This window comes from Enterococcus mundtii (genome assembly GCF_002813755.1).
Classification (GTDB): domain Bacteria; phylum Bacillota; class Bacilli; order Lactobacillales; family Enterococcaceae; genus Enterococcus_B; species Enterococcus_B mundtii.
Genome location: NZ_CP018061.1, coordinates 1,104,693 through 1,122,962, shown reverse-complemented (window position 1 = coordinate 1,122,962; position 18,270 = coordinate 1,104,693). Strand labels below are relative to the sequence as shown.

Below are 18,270 nucleotides of genomic sequence, written 5' to 3'. Positions count from 1 at the left end.
ACGTCCTTTCTTTCCTTAAAATTCTGCGATTTCTTTTACTTTTGCTTCGATGTCAGAAGCATTTGGCAACCAGATGTTTTCTGCTTGACCGAATGGGAAAACAGTATCTGGTGCAGAAACGCGTCCGATTGGTGCTTCTAATGAAAGAATTGCACGTTCAGAGATTTCAGAGATTACTTGAGTGCTTACGCCTGCTTGACGTTGTGCTTCTTGAACAACAACGACACGTCCTGTTTTTTCAACAGATTTGATGATTGTTTCAACATCTAATGGAGCAACTGTTCGTAGGTCAACGATCTCAACAGAGATACCTTCTTTTTCAAGATTGTCTGCTGCCTTGATGGCTTCACGTACCATTGCACCGTAAGTGATGATTGATACATCTGTTCCTTCACGAGTCACTGCGGCTTTATCTAAAGGCACTTCGTACGCTTCATCTGGCACTTCCTCACGGAATGAACGATAAAGTTTCATATGCTCCAAGAAAACAACAGGGTCATTACTTCTAATAGAAGCAATCAATAATCCTTTTGCATCATATGGGTTTGACGGAATCACTACACGGATACCAGGAGATTGAGCAATCAATCCTTCTAAGTTATCTGAGTGTAATTCAGGTGTATGCACACCACCACCAAATGGTGAACGGATCGTTACTGGAATATTTCTTGTTCCACCCATACGGTATCTCGTACGAGCCATTTGTGCTACAACTTCATCCATTGCTTCAAAAATAAAGCCAAAGAATTGGATTTCAGGGACAGGACGGAATCCTTCAAGTGCTAAACCGAAACCTAATCCGGCAATACCTGATTCTGCTAAAGGAGTGTCAAATACGCGGTCTTCACCGAACTTTTCTTGCAATCCTTCAGTTGCACGGAATACGCCTCCGTTTTTGCCGACATCTTCACCAAAAACGAGTACGTTTTCGTCGTTTTCAAGTTCAAGTGCTAAGGCATCTGTGATTGCTTGAATCATTGTTTTTTGTGCCATGGTTATTTCGACTCCTTCGCTTCATAGATTGCAATTTGTTCTTTGATTGTTTGTGGTGTTTCTTCAAACATATTTTTCAAGAAATCTGAAACTTTTTGTTTTGGAACTTTATCTGCTTCAGCAATTGCTGCTTTGATTTCTTCTTTTGTTTGTTCGATGACTGCTTCTTCTTTTTCTTCGCTCCATAAACCTTTTTCAGTTAGGTATTTACGGAAACGGATCAATGGATCTTTTAATTGCCATTCATCGTCAACATCTTTTTCACGGTAACGTGTTGGGTCATCACCAGATAATGTATGTGGACCGTAACGGTAAGTCAATGTTTCGATCAATACAGGTCCGTTACCAGAGACTGCCCAGTCACGTGCCATTTTTGAAACAGTATAAACAGCTAATGGGTCCATACCATCTACTTGGATACCAGGGATACCAGCTGCTACTGCTTTTTGCGCTAATGTTTTTGCTGCTGTTTGTTTTTCACGAGGTGTTGAAATCGCAAATCCATTGTTTTGGATGTAGAATACAGCATTCGCATGGTAAGCTCCAGCAAAGTTGATTGCTTCATAGAAGTCACCTTGAGAAGAACCGCCATCACCTGTATAAGTGAAAACAACATTTTTCTTGTTACGTTTTTTAAGTCCTAATGCAACACCTGCTGCTTGGACGTATTGTGCACCAATAATGATTTGAGGTGGTAGAGCTTTCAATTCTTCTGGGTAGAAGTTTCCAGCTGCATGTCCACGAGACCATAGAAATGCTTGAGATAAAGGTAAGCCGTGTTTAATCAATTGTGGAACATCACGGTAACCTGGTAATAATACATCTTCTTTGTCAAAAGCGAATGCACTAGCTAATTGACTTGCTTCTTGTCCAGCAGTAGGAGCAAAAAATCCTAAACGTCCTTGACGGTTCAATGCTGTTGAGCGTTGATCCAATACACGAGACCAAACCATGCTAGTCATCAATTCTACTAACTCTTCATCTGTCAAATCTGGAACAAGATCAGGGTTTACTACTTTCCCATCTTGATCAAGTGCTTGGTATACCGGAAAATCTGAATTGACTTCTTCAAGCAACGCTTGGAAGTCGATAGGTGTTTTCTTGTTTGCCATTTATCACACATTCCTCTCTCATCTATAAGAAACTCTCTTCATTCCGCGGTTGAAACAGCGACGATATCTGTATCACTATTTCTCCGGCTTCACTAATAAATTATCACGTATTCCTCCGAAATACAAGCTTTAAGCACAAATTTTCACCATTAAAAAAAATTATAACAATCCCTATCTCTGTTAAAATAGTGAAGGTAATCACAAGGTAGTAAGCGGTTTACATTTTTTCTAAAAAAACATAGAGATGTTTCTCCCCTTTTATAACAATCGTTTCTTTTCTGTATTCAAGTTGTTACAACCTTTTACCAATCACTGTATTAATTTTTTTCTCGATAGTGAGTGATTACACAAATCGCTTACTTTAATTTTATCCTTAACATAGGTTTTTTTACAAACAATAAGCCTGTCCAACTACATATTTCTTTTAATTGACAGGCAATACGTCAACATTTCCAGAAATTTCTTCACAAAATAAAAAAGAAAAGAAAAAATAACAAAAGTACTCTTTCTTTTCTTACTATTGCTTCTCTTTCGCTTCCAACCATGTACGTAGTTTGTCCATTCGTGAAACGAACAGTGGTAGGTCATCAGGACTCATACGGCTATAGTTGATTCTTAAACCAATGTCTTCGCCAAAAAGATAACCTGGAGCCACACCTAATCCCTCACGCAATAATCTTTCTGCTAATACTTTCGTGAACTTTTCACCCTCCCAAGTCAACCAGCCATAGTATCCGCCTGCAAGAGGGGCTAAATGAAAGAAGTCTTGCGAATCGACCCAACTACGTAAAAGCTGACTGTTCTTTTCTAGTCGTTGACACAGACTCGCCATGTTTTGGTCAAAAGAAGAATCAAAAACAGCAGTTGCGGCCATTTGTGTAAAGATACTCAAAGAGACATCCATCATTTTTTGTGCCTCAGACAATCGTTGGATCAGAATAGTTGGGCCCACGATCCAACCAATTTTAGTCGTTTCCCCTAACAAACGCGATAACGAGCCGACATACAAGACATTTTCCGGATCAATCGCATGGATCGGAGCGATCGAAGCTTGTTTCTCCGGAGAAAAGGCTAAATCTGCAAACACATCATCTTCTATGATCGGCAATTGGTATTTGCGGCACAGCGCGACTAAACGTTGGCGACGTTCAGCAGCCATCACTGTACCTGTCGGATTTTGAAAATTTGGATTGACTAAGACCGCTTTGATCTTATGCTTATGAATAGCTTCTTCCAATTTCTCTAGATCAATCCCTTGATCATCCATTGGAATACCGAACAAGCGGGTACCAAGTGCTTTAAACAATGGTAAGCGGTAGAAAAAAGTGGGGGATTCCACCGCGATGGCATCTCCTACCGACAAAATGGTTTGTAAAATCAGAAAGATCGCTTGTTGTCCCCCACCAGTGATTAGCAATTGACTTTTTTTAAACGAAAATCCGTTATTTCTGATCAAGCGTTCTCTGATCTGCGCCATCAGCGGTTGATACCCAAACACGGAAACGGCTTGTTCTTCTTTTAAGATACCTTCTAACGTATAATTGGGCATCTTCATATTAGGTAATACATCAAGCGGCATTTCACTTGAATATAAATCTAAAAAATCGGATTTCCGACTTGCTTCTTTGACTTTTTCTCCGTAACTATCAACGATTTTATCGTATCTTGCAGAGATCAATTGACGCCAATCGATCCGTGGCTCTGAAAAATCACCCCAAGTCACCGAAGAAATAAACCGACCACTCCCTTGACGACTTTCCAATATCCCAAGTCCACGCAATTCATCCAACGCATGAACAACAGTCGTACGATTCACACCAAAAAAATCAGCAAACATTCTTTCAGAAGGTAATTTATCTCCTGGTTGCAATTGCCCATTTTCGATTTTCTTCAAAATTTGATCCATGATCTGTTGGTAAGCAGAACCTTTATGTTTAGTTATTCTCGTCCACATGCGCATTCTCCAAATATTTACTTTCTACTATTGTAGCTTAGTTTCAAAAAGAAAGAAAATGTAAAAAAAGGGAGTGGGACATTTATTCACCTCACCCACCTATAACCGAATAAACGGCGGGAACAAAAGTAACCTCTTCGAAAAATAAGGCGCCATCCACAAAAATTTGAAAAACAATTTTCGTGGATGGCGCCTTATTTCTCGAGGCTGAACACTTCCGTCCCGACCTCTCTTACTTCGAATTAAATCGTATCTCCATTGAAAATCGAGTTTTTAACGACGACATAATCGACTTTACGAATCGATTCTAAATCACGACCACCGGCATAAGAAATCGAAGATTGTAAATCTTGTTGCATTTCAACTAACGTATCTTTTAAAGATCCTTTGTGTTGAATCCAAATTTTCTTACCTTCAACATTTTTCTTTTCGCCTTTTTGGAATTCAGAAGCTGATCCAAAATATTCTTTGTAAACGACACCGTTCTCAACTTTTGTTTCTCCTGGTGATTCTTCGTGTCCTGCAAACAATGAACCGATCATCACCATCGTCGCACCAAAACGTACTGATTTCGCGACATCTCCAGGTGTACGGATGCCACCGTCCGCAATGATAGGTTTGCGGGCAGCTTTTGCGCACCATCTTAGTGCCGCTAATTGCCAACCACCAGTACCAAAACCAGTTTTGATTTTTGTGATACATACTTTTCCTGGGCCAATGCCGACTTTCGTTGCATCTGCTCCAGCGTTTTCTAATTCTCGAACGGCTTCTGGCGTGCCGACGTTCCCTGCAATGACAAACGTATCTGGTAAGTGCTTCTTAATGTGTTGGATCATCGCGATCACAGCATTTGAATGTCCATGGGCAATATCAATTGTAATATAATCTGGTACAAGCGATTTTTCTGCTAATTCTTCTACAAAAGCATACTCGTCTTTTTTCACGCCTACACTAATAGAAGAAATTAAATTTCTTGCTTTCATTTTTTCGATAAATGGGATTCGTGCTTCTTCTTCAAAACGATGCATGATATAGAAATAACCATTTTCAGCTAAAAATTCCGCAATCGTTTCATCAATGATCGTTTGCATATTTGCTGGTACAACCGGCATTTTAAAGGTATGTGAACCTAAAGTCACAGTTGTATCACATTCTGAACGGCTGTTTACGATACATTTATTAGGAATCAGTTGAATATCTTCGTAATCAAATACTTTCATCATATCGTCCTCTCGATTTCATATTCGTAAAAAACACGAACATTATCTGCTTTTTACGTGCTTATTTTTAGCACCTCAAGTAATTTAACGTAATTTCAATAAAAAATCAAGCTTTTTTGTTATAAAAAAGTTTCACTTTACCTTTAATTAAGTTTTCGTACAAAAAAAGCGAACGTTAAAAAAATGTTCGCTTTTTTTGATTTTACTTTACTTATTTGTTTGTGAAATCACAATGATTCCTAACGACTTTTTTCGTGGTTGCTTGTTGTTGGGCGATTTTGTTGGAAATCTCCCGCCATTTTTTTCGCACGATTCGCACGGTCGGCGAAAGAGCCTTGTGCTTTTAGCTGAGATACTTGTTGGAGTTTTCTGTCCGTCTGTACATGCTTATCTACATCAACTGTTCTTAGTACTCCTGCACCTAGACCACGTACATAATCGATCGCTGACAGCACTTTAGGAGTATAATATTCTTTGCTTATTGCTTTTAGATCAGTTAGTGCCTGACCACGCTGGTAATTCAAGCTTTTCAGCGTATGACTCCCATTGACATACTGCTCTTTCCCGTTGATTTGCGCTCTGGTTTCAAAAAGTTCTCCCTCTTTTTTATTTAAATGGATCAAACTTTCTGCGTAATTCAACATACTTGAATGGAGCGATTCGATCGAATTGATGACAGGGCCTGCAATATGTTCAATAGAGTGATGCGATTCCAAACCTCTTTTAAAATCCATGCGAAGATCAGGATTTTCTAAATCTTTACGATGCTGTAACACTTGTTTCGTTAAGGTTTTTAAATCATTTTTCCATTCATTTGATTCTTTATGTAGTACTTTAAATTCAGCTGATAAACGATCTTTACGTGTTTGTAGCGTTTTTTTACTTAGGTTTAGATCAACCGATTGTGGAATTTTTGCTTCACCACGGGCGAAAGTTACATCCTGACCAAGGAAGGAAGTGATATTTGAAATCAATTGTTGAAACACCTTGGGATAAAACTGTTCACTACGTTTTTCAAGCATGATTCTAGCCGAATTTTCCTGATAACCCATTCTTTCGAAAGCCTTGCTTGGTTGATGAAAGCCCGCATGTAATTTTAATCGGATAGATTGGATATGTTTCTCCATTTTTTCCATCCGCATGGCGTTGGCTACCCACATTTCGATCTTATTTTCATAAGAATTGATTGGGTCGATAAGTTTTTTTGCTTGTGTTTCATTTTCAGGAAATTTATTCAATAAGTTATTTTGTTCTTTGGTGATCTCATTATATAGTTTTTGTTGTGTTTTATGTAATGTACTAAAATCGGCGTATAAGTATTTTCTCTCATCTTGCAATAGTTTCCTTAACTGTTTATCCATTGATTCTCCTCTTTTCTTCGATACTGTTCATCGTTTTTCTATTTTTGTAAAAACCGACTCTCTTTCTCATAAAAAACAGAGAGTCGGCTAACGATATCTTTTATTTTATGGCAAAATATTGCCTGCAGCACGATACAATGCATACCAATCTTCTCGGGTCATATCGATCATCGATGCTTTCGCGATTTCTTCAATCCTTGTCAGATTCATCGTTCCAGCGATCACCTGCATATTTGCAGGATGACGTAAGATCCACGCCGACGCTAACCCTGTTGGTGTCGTCTGATATTTTTCTGCCAGTTCGTTTAACGACTGATTCAATTCTGGGAATTTTTCATTTCCAATGAATACACCTTCAAAGAAGCCATATTGATAAGGCGACCACGCTTGGATTGTCATCTCATGCAAACGAGAATAATCTAGGATACTGCCATCATGGTCAATACTTGCTTGATCCGTCATGTTCACATGGATTCCCTGATCGATCATTTCGGAATGTTTCAGACCAAACTGTAATTGATTTGCCAGTAACGGCTGTTTCACATATTTTTTCAATAACTCGATCTGCATTGGCTTTTGATTGCTCACACCAAAGAAACGAACCTTGCCAGATTGTTCCAACTCATCAAACGCTTCCGCCACTTCTTCGGGTTCAACGAGCGTGTCTGGACGATGAAGTAACAAGGCATCAACGTATTCCATATCTAATCGACGCAAGCTATCTTCAACCGATTGAATGATGTGTTTTTTTGAGAAATCAAACATCTTTCCTGGTACGATCCCGCATTTCGTTTGGATAAATAATTCATCACGTTTTAGCGAAGTTTTTGCTAACGCTTGAGCAAAAATTGTTTCACAGTCCCCACCACCGTAAATATCCGCATGGTCAAAAAAGTTGATGCCATTTTCAAAAGCTGTTTCAATCACTTTTTCAGGTTGCTCAGAACCATTCAACCGCATACAACCTAAAATGACGGAGGATACGAGCTGGTCAGAAGTCCCTAAACGAATCTTTTTCATCAAATCTCATCCTTTCTTACCAACTCGATTTTACCATAATCACCATGAAAAGGCTTCAAAAAAAATAAAACTATTTTTCCTATTCAGCAAAAAATAGTTTTATTTCTTTATTTAGATTTTACTTTTGTACCAAGGCTTTTGAGCCGACATCCGTCCGATAGAATGTATGATCAGTATTCTTGACTTTTAAAACCGAGTATATTTTTTCTTGCGCTTCCTCGATTGTCTGACCACTAGCCTCCACCAAATAGATCCGTCCTCCTGCACCTACCAATTCTTCTGCTCGTTCCTCTACTCCGGCATAATAGATGGACACATCTGGATCAGTTGAAAAATCTGGAAGTAAGGCGCCTTTTTGGTAGTTTTCTGGATAACCTTCCGCAGCAACGACTACCCCTAAGCAAAACCCTTCTGACTCCCATGATAACTCGACTGCCTTTCCTGATAATAGACGGTCAATGATTTCTGCTAGATCACTTTTGAGTCGTGGCAAGACGACTTGCGTTTCAGGGTCACCAAACCGAGCATTGAACTCGATTACTTTTGGTCCTTCTGCTGTGGCAATTAACCCTGCATATAAAATACCAGTAAACGGACGTCCTAGTTCCTTCATTCCTCGCACTGCGGGTTTCAGCACCTCTTCGACAGCTTGATCAACCATGGTTTGAGGGATTTGTGGTACAGGTGTATAGGCACCCATTCCACCGGTATTTGGACCTCTATCACCATTATACGCTCGTTTGTGATCTTGCGAGATCACCATGGGATAAACTTCTGTATCTCGGACAAAAGCAAGTAAAGAGAACTCTTCACCAGACAAGAACTCTTCCACAACGATTTGTTGCCCACTAGCACCAAATCGATTATGTTCTAGCATCTCTGAAGCGGCTTCGACAGCGGCTTCGAGGGTTTCTGCCACAACGACCCCTTTACCAGCAGCTAATCCGTCTGCTTTGATAACGATCGGTGCGCCTTTCGCTTCAATATATTTTCTTGCTTCAGCAAAACGGCTAAACGTTTGTGACTCTGCCGTAGGAATACCTTGACGTGCCATTAACTCTTTGGCAAAGCTTTTTGAACCTTCAATCAAGGCAGCTGCTTTAGTTGGACCAAAAATCGCTAATCCTTCCGCTTGAAAATCATCAACGATCCCATTGAGTAGAGGGATCTCTGGACCTACAAATGTCCAGGCGATTCCTTCAGATCGAACAAACTCGATCAATCCTTCATGTTCTGTTTCAGCAAGATTTACCAAACGAATCCCATCTTTTTTCATCCCTGCATTTCCAGGTGCGCAATACACCGCTTCGACTAACGGACTAGCTGCAAGTTTTTTACTGATTGCATGTTCTCGTCCGCCCGAGCCAATCACTAAACATTTCATTTTATTCGCTCCTTCTTAATGTCTAAAATGACGCACGCCGGTAAATACCATTGTGATACCATGCTTATTTGCCATATCGATTGAGGCTTGATCTTTGATACTTCCTCCTGGTTGGATGATTGCTTTGATACCATGATTCGCAGCGTATTCGACAGAGTCATCCATCGGGAAGTAAGCATCACTTGCAAGCGCAGCTGTTCCGGCTTTAGCACCAGCTTGTTCGATTGCAAGCTTGACCGAACCCACACGATTCATTTGACCGGCACCAATACCGAGGGTTTGCTGTTGATTTGCAACGACGATCGCATTTGATTTCACATGTTTGACTGCTTTCCAAGCAAAAGCCATCGCTGCTTGCTCTTCTTTTGTGGGTTGACGATCGGTGACTACAGTCCAACTTTCGGGTTCTTCCATTGCACGATCATCTTGTTGGATCAGTAAACCTCCTAAGACAGAGACCATTTCGTTAGCATTTCCCTCCACATTTGAGAAATCGACTTGCAACAGACGGAGATTTTTCTTTGTTTTCAGTACAGCTAGCGCCTCTTCACTGTAACTAGGAGCGATAATGATTTCTAAAAATAATTGGGTCATTGCTTGTGCACTAACCAAATCGACTTCCCGATTCAATACGATAATACCGCCAAAGATCGATACCGGATCAGCAGCATAAGCTGCTTCCCACGCAGAGAAAATCGTCTCGCCACTTCCGATACCACATGGATTCATATGTTTTAGCGCAACGACCGTTGGTTCCGTGAACTCTCTCATGATACGTAACGCAGCATCCGCATCACGAATATTATTGAAAGAAAGTTCCTTACCGTGCAATTGTACTGCACTTGCAATCGAGTAGCTCATTGGTAACGCCGCCTGATAAAACGCTGCTTCTTGATGGCTATTCTCACCATAACGAAGGTCTTGTTTACGCGTGTAGGTAAGTGTTAGATTCTCAGGTTCTTTCTCACCCACTGCCTCTGTGAGATATTGTCCGATCAAGGCATCATAAGCCGCCGTATGACGGAAAACTTTTGCTGCTAGTTTTCTGCGCGTCGCAAGAGTCGTGTAACCTTCTTGCTGGATTTCTGCTAAAACGATCGCATAATCAACGGGATCAACGATGGCTGTTACGAAAGCATGATTTTTTGCAGCACTTCGCAACATGCTCGGTCCACCGATATCAATATTTTCGATCGCATCTGCTTCGGTCGTTTCTGGTTTTAAGATCGTTTCCTTGAATGGATAAAGGTTGACACAGACAATATCGATTGGTTGGATGGCTTCTTTTTCCATTGCCTCCATATGGCTTTCACTATCTCGACGCCCTAATAATCCTCCGTGGATTTTTGGATGTAAAGTTTTTACTCGGCCATCCATCATCTCAGGAAAACCAGTCACTTCATCGATAGAAATAGTTTCGATTCCTGCTTCTTCCAAAGCTGTTTTAGTTCCACCTGTGGAAATGATCTCTATACCGGCAGCACGTAGTCCTTTTGCAAAGTCAATGACCCCAGTCTTATCTGAAACACTTATTAACGCTCTTGTCATTTGTTTACATCTCCCATATTTACTATTTTTGCGATTACTTCTGGAAAGATCTGATGTTCGATTTGATGGATTTTTTGTTCCAATGTAGCTAATGTATCTTCTTTTTCGATTACTACTTTTTCCTGACGAATGATCGGTCCAGTATCCACACCACGATCGATATAATGGACAGTCACACCTGTTTCTTCCACGCCTGCTTCAAAAGCATCGCGAATCCCATGAAGACCTGGAAAATTTGGTAATAACGAAGGGTGGATATTGATCATTTTATTTTCGTAAATAGACAATAAGCCTTCACCAACGATTCGCATATAGCCAGCCAATACGATCAAATCAATCTCTCGGTTTGCTAATTCTTCAAGGATCGCTTGTTCGTACTCCGTTTTGGATGCAAACTCTTTCGGTGAAAAACATGTGCTCGGAACTTGCGCTTTTTTTGCCCGTTGTAAAACATAGGCATGTGGCTGATCACAAAACAACCACTCGATTGTCGCAGAAAGTCGGTTTTTTTTAAAATAATCGACCAGCGCTTGAAAGTTACTGCCATTTCCTGAAGCAAAGACGGCAATCTTCATTTTTTCCCCTCTGCGATCACGACTTTTTGCTCCTCAAAAGGTACGACTTGCCCGATTTGATAGACTTCTTCGCCAGATTTGCGGATTTGATCAATGATTTCACTGGCTTTTTCAGGAGCAACTGCAATGACCATTCCAATGCCCATGTTAAAGATCTCATACATTTCATGTGCAGGGATCTCACCATACTTTTGTAAACAATCGAAGACCGGTAAAACTGGCCAAGTGCCTAGATCGATACTGGCAGCAACGTTTTCTGGCAACATCCGTGGAATATTCTCAATAAATCCACCACCTGTAATATGTGCGGCACCTTTGATCTTCTCTTCTTTGACTAATGGCAGTAAAGTCGAAACATAGATTTTGGTTGGTTCAAGCAACACATCTGCCAAAGAGGAATCCAACCCTTCGATCGTTTCTTCTAATGAAAAACCATGCTGGTCAAAAAAGATTTTACGAACCAAAGAGTACCCATTGGAATGGATGCCACTAGAAGGCAAACCTAGCAAGATATCACCTGTTGTGATCGATTGACCAGTAATCAATTGCGCTTTTTCCGCGATCCCTACCGCAAAGCCTGCCAGATCATAATCGTCCCCTTGATACATGCCTGGCATTTCTGCTGTTTCGCCACCGATCAATGCCATGTTTGCTGAAACACAGCCAGCGGCAACGCCTGCTACGACTTTTTCTAAACGTTCCGGATCATTTTTACCTGTTGCCAAATAATCTAAAAAGTATAAAGGTTCTGCCCCTTGTGCCAAAATATCATTGACACACATCGCGACACAATCGATACCGATCGTTTCATGGCGATCTGCGGCGATAGCTACAGCTAACTTAGTACCTACACCGTCTGTTCCGGAAACTAAGACAGGTTCTTTTAATTGGAATCCACTAAGGTCAAAGCAACCACCAAATCCTCCTAATGCCCCCATCACACCGATTCTTTCTGTTTTCTTCACATGTTTTTTGATGCGATCCACGACTTCATAACCCGCTTCTACGTCCACACCCGCTTTTGCATAAGCATTACTCATTTGATTACTTGCTCCTTTCATTTGCTCCGTTTAAAAAAATGATACTTTTTCTTTTAAAGATTCTTGGTATTTTTCTTCGTAGTCATATAGCGGTGTCGGATAATCGCCGTTGAAATAAGCCATACATAACCCTGAATAAGGGGCATCTTTTTGTAGGCCGATTGCTCCAATCAAACCTTCTTCACTCAAGAAATCCAACGAATCTGCACCGATACATTCTCTGATTTCTTCGATTGAATGATTCGCTGCGATCAGTTCTTTCCTCGTTTGGATGTCGATCCCATAAAAACATGGATATTTCAATGGTGGAGATGCAATTCGTACATGGACTTCCTTTGCTCCGGCTTCTTTTAATAGATTGACGATTCTTCGGCTTGTAGTGCCGCGAACGATCGAATCATCGACCATAATGATTTTTTTTCCTTCAACAACTCCTCGAACCGCTGAAAGTTTCATTCGCACACCTTGTTCTCTTAATTCTGGCGTTGGTTGAATGAACGTACGCGCCACGTATTGATTTTTCACCAAGCCGATCTCATAAGGGATTCCACTTGCTTCCGCATACCCACTGGCTGCTGACAACGAAGAATTCGGCACACCAACTACCATATCTGCTTCGATCGGCGCTTCAGCCGCTAAACGTCTCCCCATATTTTTGCGTGCTGTATGCACATTGATCCCTGCAATATCAGAATCCGGACGTGCAAAGTAAATATATTCCATCGAACAAATCGCCAGTTGAGTATCTGTCGTGTATTGTTCGATCGTATAGCCATCATCATTGATGATGACGATTTCTCCTGGCAAGACATCACGTACGAAGCGCGCACCGATTCCTTCCAGCGCACAGGTTTCAGAAGTAATGACATATGCGCCATTTTTCATTTGACCAATGGCTAATGGGCGAAAACCATTAGGGTCCAGTGCCGCAACCATGGCGTCTTCTGTCAGTAATAAGTAGGCAAACCCGCCTTTTACCTCAGCTAAGGCTTCCTTTAATCTGTCTAAAAATGTTTCTTCGTTACTACGACGGATCAAATGCATCAAGATCTCTGTATCTGAATTTGAATGAAAGATAGCACCATCTTTTTCTAAAGACGTCCGCAAAGAGCGAGCATTCGTCAGATTGCCGTTATGAGCCAACCCAATCGATTGATCGTAAAATTTGAATAAAAAAGGTTGGATATTATCTACACTGCCATTGCCCGCAGTAGCATAGCGAACGTGACCGATCGCTGCTTGTCCAGATAAAGCTGCTAGTTTTCTTGGATCTTTGAATACCTCCGAAAGAAGCCCAAGATCACGGTGACCATATAATTTCCCATCATCATTCGATACGATGCCAGCGCCTTCTTGCCCACGATGCTGCAAACTATGCAAACCAAAGTAAGTGACATTGGCAGCTTGAGGATGTCCCCAAACACCGAACACTCCACATTCTTCATTGATGCTTCTTACTTCATAAGACATTCGATCGCTTCCTCCCAAGACTGTTTCGCCGAAGCGACTGCCAAGTCAACTCTTCCATCATTTGCTTGTACCACTAATTGTTTTTCTTCCGTCACGTGACCAAGAAATGTCACACGATCACCAGCTAGTTTTTCAAATGCTTGTTTGTTTTCTCTTGTTACTGATACGACAAAACGTGATTGTGTTTCAGAAAACAGATGAGCAACTGGCAGATCAATTGTCGTTGATACCCCAAATCCATTTGTAAACGCTGATTCAGCGATAGCTACCGCTAACCCACCTTCTGCACAGTCATGCGCACTTTGGATCAGTCCAGCTTTGATTGCTTCTAACACCAAGGTTTGGTTTTCTTTTTCGGTGGTTAGATCAAAATGCTCCACCATTCCTTCGATCCTGCCAAGCTGCATCTTTTGTAATTCACTGCCGTTAAAGTCTGCAAACGTCTGGCCGATCACATAGATCAAATCTCCCGCTTGTTTGAACTCTTGGGTAGTGATATGTTCGTGCGCTTCGATCAATCCGACCATACCGATCATCGGCGTTGGATAGATCGCTTGGCCATCTGTCTCGTTATATAAAGAAACATTTCCTGAGATCACGGGTGTTTCCAACATTTCACATGCTTTGGCAATCCCATCAGCTGAGTACGCTAATTCCCAGAATACTTCTGGTTTATCTGGAGAACCATAGTTCAAACAATCCGTGATCGCTAACGGTTGTCCACCACTCGCGACGATATTTCTTGCTGCTTCCGCAACAGCGATCTGACCACCAATTTCTGGATCTAGATAAATATAACGAGCATTACAATCCGTCGTCATCGCTAACGCTTTTTTCGTGCCACGAATACGTAAGACTGCGGCATCACTACCCGGAGCAACGACTGTATTCGTTTGGACACGAGAATCGTAAGTTTCATAGATCGAACGTTTTGAAGCAATCGTTGGTTGTTGCAATAAATCTAGCAACACGTTATTTGGGTCATCGATCACTGGTTGATATTGCCCTAATTCACGGAATTTTGCCATCCGTTCTGGTTCAACCATTTCTTTCTGGTAGACAGGCGCATCTTCTGCTAAGGCATCTACCGGAAGATTAGCTACTTCTTTTCCATGATGATACAAACGGTACTGACCATCATCTGTTACTTTTCCGATCGTCACCGCATCTAAATCGTATTTTTGGAATAGTTCTTGGACGCGCGCTTCTGATCCTGCCTTCACACAGATCAACATCCGTTCTTGTGATTCAGACAACATCATTTCATAAGGGGTCATCTGTGATTCACGCTGAGGTACATCGTCCAAGGTCAATACCAAACCAGAGCCTGCTTTTGAAGCCATTTCTGAACTAGATGAAACAAGTCCTGCCGCACCCATATCTTGGATACCGACAAGAATGTCTGAGTGGTCAAAAATCAATTCCAAACAAGCTTCTAACAATAATTTTTCCATAAAAGGATCGCCAACTTGGACTGCTGAACGTTGTTGTTCTTCTTCTTGACTAAATTCTTCGGAGGCAAATGTCGCACCGTGGATACCATCTCGACCTGTCTTAGCACCCACATACATGATCGAATTGCCCACACCTGATGCTTGTCCTTTTTGGATATCTTTATGGTCGATCAACCCGACACACATCGCATTGACCAATGGATTTCCTTCATAACAAGGATCAAAGGCGATCTCACCACCAACCGTTGGTACGCCGATACAATTACCATACCCTCCGATACCAGCAACAACTTCTTCTAAAAGGTATTTTGTACGAGGATTATCTAATTCACCAAAACGCAGTGAATCAAGTAGAGCAATCGGACGTGCACCCATACTGAAAATATCACGAATAATACCCCCAACACCTGTTGCTGCGCCTTCATAAGGTTCGACTGCCGAAGGATGATTGTGGCTTTCTGCTTTAAAAACCACTGCTTGTCCGTCTCCAATATCAACGATGCCCGCACCTTCACCAGGCCCTTGTAAGACATTCGGCCCACTTGTTGGGAATTTTCTCAAGATCGGCTTGGAATTTTTGTAAGAACAGTGTTCACTCCACATGACTGAGAACAAACCGGTCTCCGTATAATTAGGCATCCTACCTAAGATGTCTTCTTCGATCATCCGGTATTCTTCATCCGTTAGTCCCCATTGCGTATAAATCTTTTGTTCTTTGATTTCTAATGCAGTTGGCTCCATCATTGTTTTCATTTATGCAGTCACCTTTCCGAAATTCTTCAATAGCGAAGCGAAGAAACGTTTGCCATCTTCTGAGCCAAGTAATGCTTCCATTGCTCGTTCTGGGTGGGGCATCATCCCTAACACATTTCCTGCTTTGTTTGTAATCCCTGCAATGTTGGCCACACTGCCGTTGATATTTTCTCCCTCGTAGGTAAACACGATTTGGTTGTTGTCGATCAGTTCTTGAAGCGTCTCTTCGTCACAAAAATAATTGCCTTCTCCATGGGCCACCGGCAACTGGATCACCTCATTTTTGTCGTACTCTGAAGTAAAAGATGTTTGATTGTTGACTTTCAATGACGCTGACTTACAGATGAAACGCAGTGAATCATTTCTTCTTAATACGCCTGGTAACAATCCAGCCTCCGTCAACACTTGGAATCCATTACATGTACCAAAAACAGGTTTTCCTTCTTCCGCAAAACGAATCACTTCATCCATGATTGTTGAAAAACGAGCAATCGCCCCACAACGTAAGTAATCCCCGTAAGAAAAGCCGCCAGGGATCAATACTCCGTCATACCCTTCAAGAGAAGATTCGTCATAACGAACATAGTCTGCTTCTGCGCCCATTACATCACGGATCGCCCAAAGCAAGTCCGCATCACAATTCGATCCAGGAAAAACAATCACGGCAAATTTCATGCTAAACTTCCTCCATTTTGTTGATTTCATAACGATACGTTTCCATATTGATATTTGCTAATAAACGATCGCAAATCGCTTCGATCGTTGCTTCTACTTCTTCTTCACTTGCTGAGACTTGGATCTCAAAATACTTTCCGATACGAATATCTTCAATGTTGTCGTAGCCTAAACGATGTACCGCATTTTTAACTGCCTCTCCTTGTGGGTCTAATACTGAGTCTTTATATGTTACGTACACTTTTACAAAATACATGATTTATTCTCCTTTATTTTCGAGTGATAATTGATTTAAACGATCGAGCACTTCTTGATAGACAGGAATGATGTTGCCAATCTTTCGCCGGTAGACATCTTTATCCATATGTTTGTTTGTAGCAATATCCCATAAGCGACAGGTATCCGGGGAAATCTCATCTGCTAATTCGATTTCTCCTATATCCGTTCGGCCAAATTCCACTTTAAAATCGACTAATTGTAAATCGATCTTTTTGAATAGTTTGATCAGCTGTTCATTGATGAGTAACGCTTGTTTTTTTAGTTCGGCGATCTCTTCTGGAGTTGCTAGCTTTAAGAAAGCAATATGTGAATCATTGATGAATGGATCATCTAATTCATCTTTTTTGTAGTAAAATTCAACGATTGGTGACGGTAGCACTTGCCCTTCTTCTACTCCTAGGCGTTTTGAAAAACTTCCAGCTGAAATATTTCTGACGACCACTTCTAAGGGGATGATCGACCGTTTTTTTATCAATTGTTCGGTTTTTGACAATTTCTCAAGAAAATGATTTTTTATTCCTTGATTCGATAAGTATTCAAAAATAGCACTTGTGATTTGATTGTTCAATTCTGCTTTTCCTTGCATCTGGTCTTTCATTCCACCGTTGAGGGCAGTCACTTGGTCTAAATACTCCACCCATAAGACAGTTTCATCATTCGTGTTAAACATTCTTTTTGCTTTTCCTTCATAGAGCAAATTCTGTTTTTCCATGTCTACGACTCCTTGTTTATTAACGTTGTTTTACAAACACACATTATTTGTTCGTCTTTTCACTTTAAATTTTACCAAGGGTCAGGAATCAAATCAATACAAAAGTGTACATTTTAACCATTAAAAACACTTAATGTTCGTTTTTCGTACTTTTATTAAGAAAAGTTGTTCTTCGCTAAGAAGCGTTTACACATTTATTAATTGGTGATATAGTAGATTTAAAGAAAACAGTTAGAGGTTTCAAGGAGGTAACTAAATGGAAGATCCAAGTATGTCTGCCCAACGCTTTTTACTCGATTTATCTGTTGAAGAAAAATCACGCTTGTACAATGATCTGCTTGCTATCAAAGATGTTGATGCCTGCATGAAGGATCGAAGTTTTTATACATTTAGAAAACTTCGTCGTGCAGCAAAACGACAATCGGAGTGTCGAAAACGAACATTCCATTACTTAACCCAAAACAACCATGAACTAGTGATCAAACAAATCCATGAGCAAAAGCTATTCAAGCATCATTACCGCTTGCTCGTGACCTTCGATCAACAAGAATTTGGCTATACATTTGTTGAAACATTATTGAATCTTCTACACTCCCAACATTTCAATTTGGGTCATCAAATGGCTTATGCTTAAACCAAAAAGAACATCCCTCAGAAGTTAGTCTGAAGGATGTTCTTTTTTTCTTTCATTAAAAAAAATAGTTCTAGCTAGTGATTGTT

At 40.8% G+C, this 18,270-nt stretch carries 16 protein-coding genes; 1 reads left to right on the top strand and 15 read right to left on the bottom strand.

Features of this window, described 5'->3' with window-relative positions:
- Window positions 1-15: 15 nt before the first annotated feature.
- From EM4838_RS05545 to purC, 15 genes are all read right to left on the bottom strand, one after another.
- Window positions 16-993: an alpha-ketoacid dehydrogenase subunit beta gene (locus EM4838_RS05545; protein WP_010735670.1), complete on the bottom strand. Its 978-nt coding sequence runs from the start codon at window positions 991-993 to the stop codon at window positions 16-18.
- A gap of 2 nt (window positions 994-995) precedes the next feature.
- A complete protein-coding gene (gene pdhA, locus EM4838_RS05540) occupies window positions 996-2,105 on the bottom strand; it encodes a pyruvate dehydrogenase (acetyl-transferring) E1 component subunit alpha (RefSeq protein ID WP_010735671.1) in 1,110 nt (369 codons plus the stop codon).
- Between the two features lie 517 nt (window positions 2,106-2,622).
- A complete protein-coding gene (locus EM4838_RS05535) occupies window positions 2,623-4,059 on the bottom strand; it encodes an aminotransferase-like domain-containing protein (RefSeq protein WP_071867126.1) in 1,437 nt (478 codons plus the stop codon).
- Between the two features lie 242 nt (window positions 4,060-4,301).
- A complete protein-coding gene (guaC, locus tag EM4838_RS05530; protein WP_071867127.1) occupies window positions 4,302-5,279 on the bottom strand; it encodes a GMP reductase in 978 nt (325 codons plus the stop codon).
- A 239-nt stretch (window positions 5,280-5,518) separates the two neighbouring features.
- Complete coding sequence (locus EM4838_RS05525; RefSeq protein WP_071867128.1) at window positions 5,519-6,640, bottom strand: hypothetical protein; 1,122 nt, start codon at window positions 6,638-6,640, stop codon at window positions 5,519-5,521.
- A 105-nt stretch (window positions 6,641-6,745) separates the two neighbouring features.
- Window positions 6,746-7,660, bottom strand: coding sequence for an aldo/keto reductase (locus tag EM4838_RS05520; protein WP_071867129.1), 915 nt, complete (start codon window positions 7,658-7,660; stop codon window positions 6,746-6,748).
- A gap of 118 nt (window positions 7,661-7,778) precedes the next feature.
- Complete coding sequence (gene purD, locus EM4838_RS05515) at window positions 7,779-9,044, bottom strand: phosphoribosylamine--glycine ligase (RefSeq protein WP_071867130.1); 1,266 nt, start codon at window positions 9,042-9,044, stop codon at window positions 7,779-7,781.
- A 15-nt stretch (window positions 9,045-9,059) separates the two neighbouring features.
- Window positions 9,060-10,592: a bifunctional phosphoribosylaminoimidazolecarboxamide formyltransferase/IMP cyclohydrolase gene (purH, locus tag EM4838_RS05510; protein WP_071867131.1), complete on the bottom strand. Its 1,533-nt coding sequence runs from the start codon at window positions 10,590-10,592 to the stop codon at window positions 9,060-9,062.
- Window positions 10,589-11,167 (bottom strand): phosphoribosylglycinamide formyltransferase, encoded by a 579-nt coding sequence (gene purN / locus EM4838_RS05505; protein WP_071867132.1) that lies wholly within the window; start codon window positions 11,165-11,167, stop codon window positions 10,589-10,591. Before purN ends, purH begins: the two co-directional genes overlap by 4 nt.
- A complete protein-coding gene (gene purM / locus EM4838_RS05500) occupies window positions 11,164-12,207 on the bottom strand; it encodes a phosphoribosylformylglycinamidine cyclo-ligase (protein WP_071867133.1) in 1,044 nt (347 codons plus the stop codon). The genes purN and purM overlap by 4 nt, the downstream gene beginning before the upstream one ends.
- A gap of 30 nt (window positions 12,208-12,237) precedes the next feature.
- Window positions 12,238-13,677: an amidophosphoribosyltransferase gene (gene purF, locus EM4838_RS05495; protein WP_071867134.1), complete on the bottom strand. Its 1,440-nt coding sequence runs from the start codon at window positions 13,675-13,677 to the stop codon at window positions 12,238-12,240.
- Window positions 13,662-15,884: a phosphoribosylformylglycinamidine synthase subunit PurL gene (gene purL / locus EM4838_RS05490; protein WP_071867135.1), complete on the bottom strand. Its 2,223-nt coding sequence runs from the start codon at window positions 15,882-15,884 to the stop codon at window positions 13,662-13,664. Before purL ends, purF begins: the two co-directional genes overlap by 16 nt.
- Entirely contained in the window at window positions 15,885-16,559 is a 675-nt protein-coding gene (gene purQ, locus EM4838_RS05485) for a phosphoribosylformylglycinamidine synthase subunit PurQ (RefSeq protein WP_019724081.1), read from the bottom strand. It lies immediately after the preceding gene.
- A gap of 1 nt (window position 16,560) precedes the next feature.
- A complete protein-coding gene (purS, locus tag EM4838_RS05480; RefSeq protein WP_071867136.1) occupies window positions 16,561-16,815 on the bottom strand; it encodes a phosphoribosylformylglycinamidine synthase subunit PurS in 255 nt (84 codons plus the stop codon).
- 3 nt (window positions 16,816-16,818) lie between these two features.
- Window positions 16,819-17,550, bottom strand: a complete 732-nt coding sequence (gene purC, locus EM4838_RS05475; RefSeq protein ID WP_071867137.1) for a phosphoribosylaminoimidazolesuccinocarboxamide synthase — start codon at window positions 17,548-17,550, stop codon at window positions 16,819-16,821.
- A gap of 256 nt (window positions 17,551-17,806) precedes the next feature.
- On the opposite strand from purC, the gene EM4838_RS05470 reads away from it, so the two are divergent.
- Window positions 17,807-18,184, top strand: coding sequence for a hypothetical protein (locus tag EM4838_RS05470; RefSeq protein WP_071867138.1), 378 nt, complete (start codon window positions 17,807-17,809; stop codon window positions 18,182-18,184).
- The last annotated feature ends 86 nt before the right edge of the window (window positions 18,185-18,270 follow it).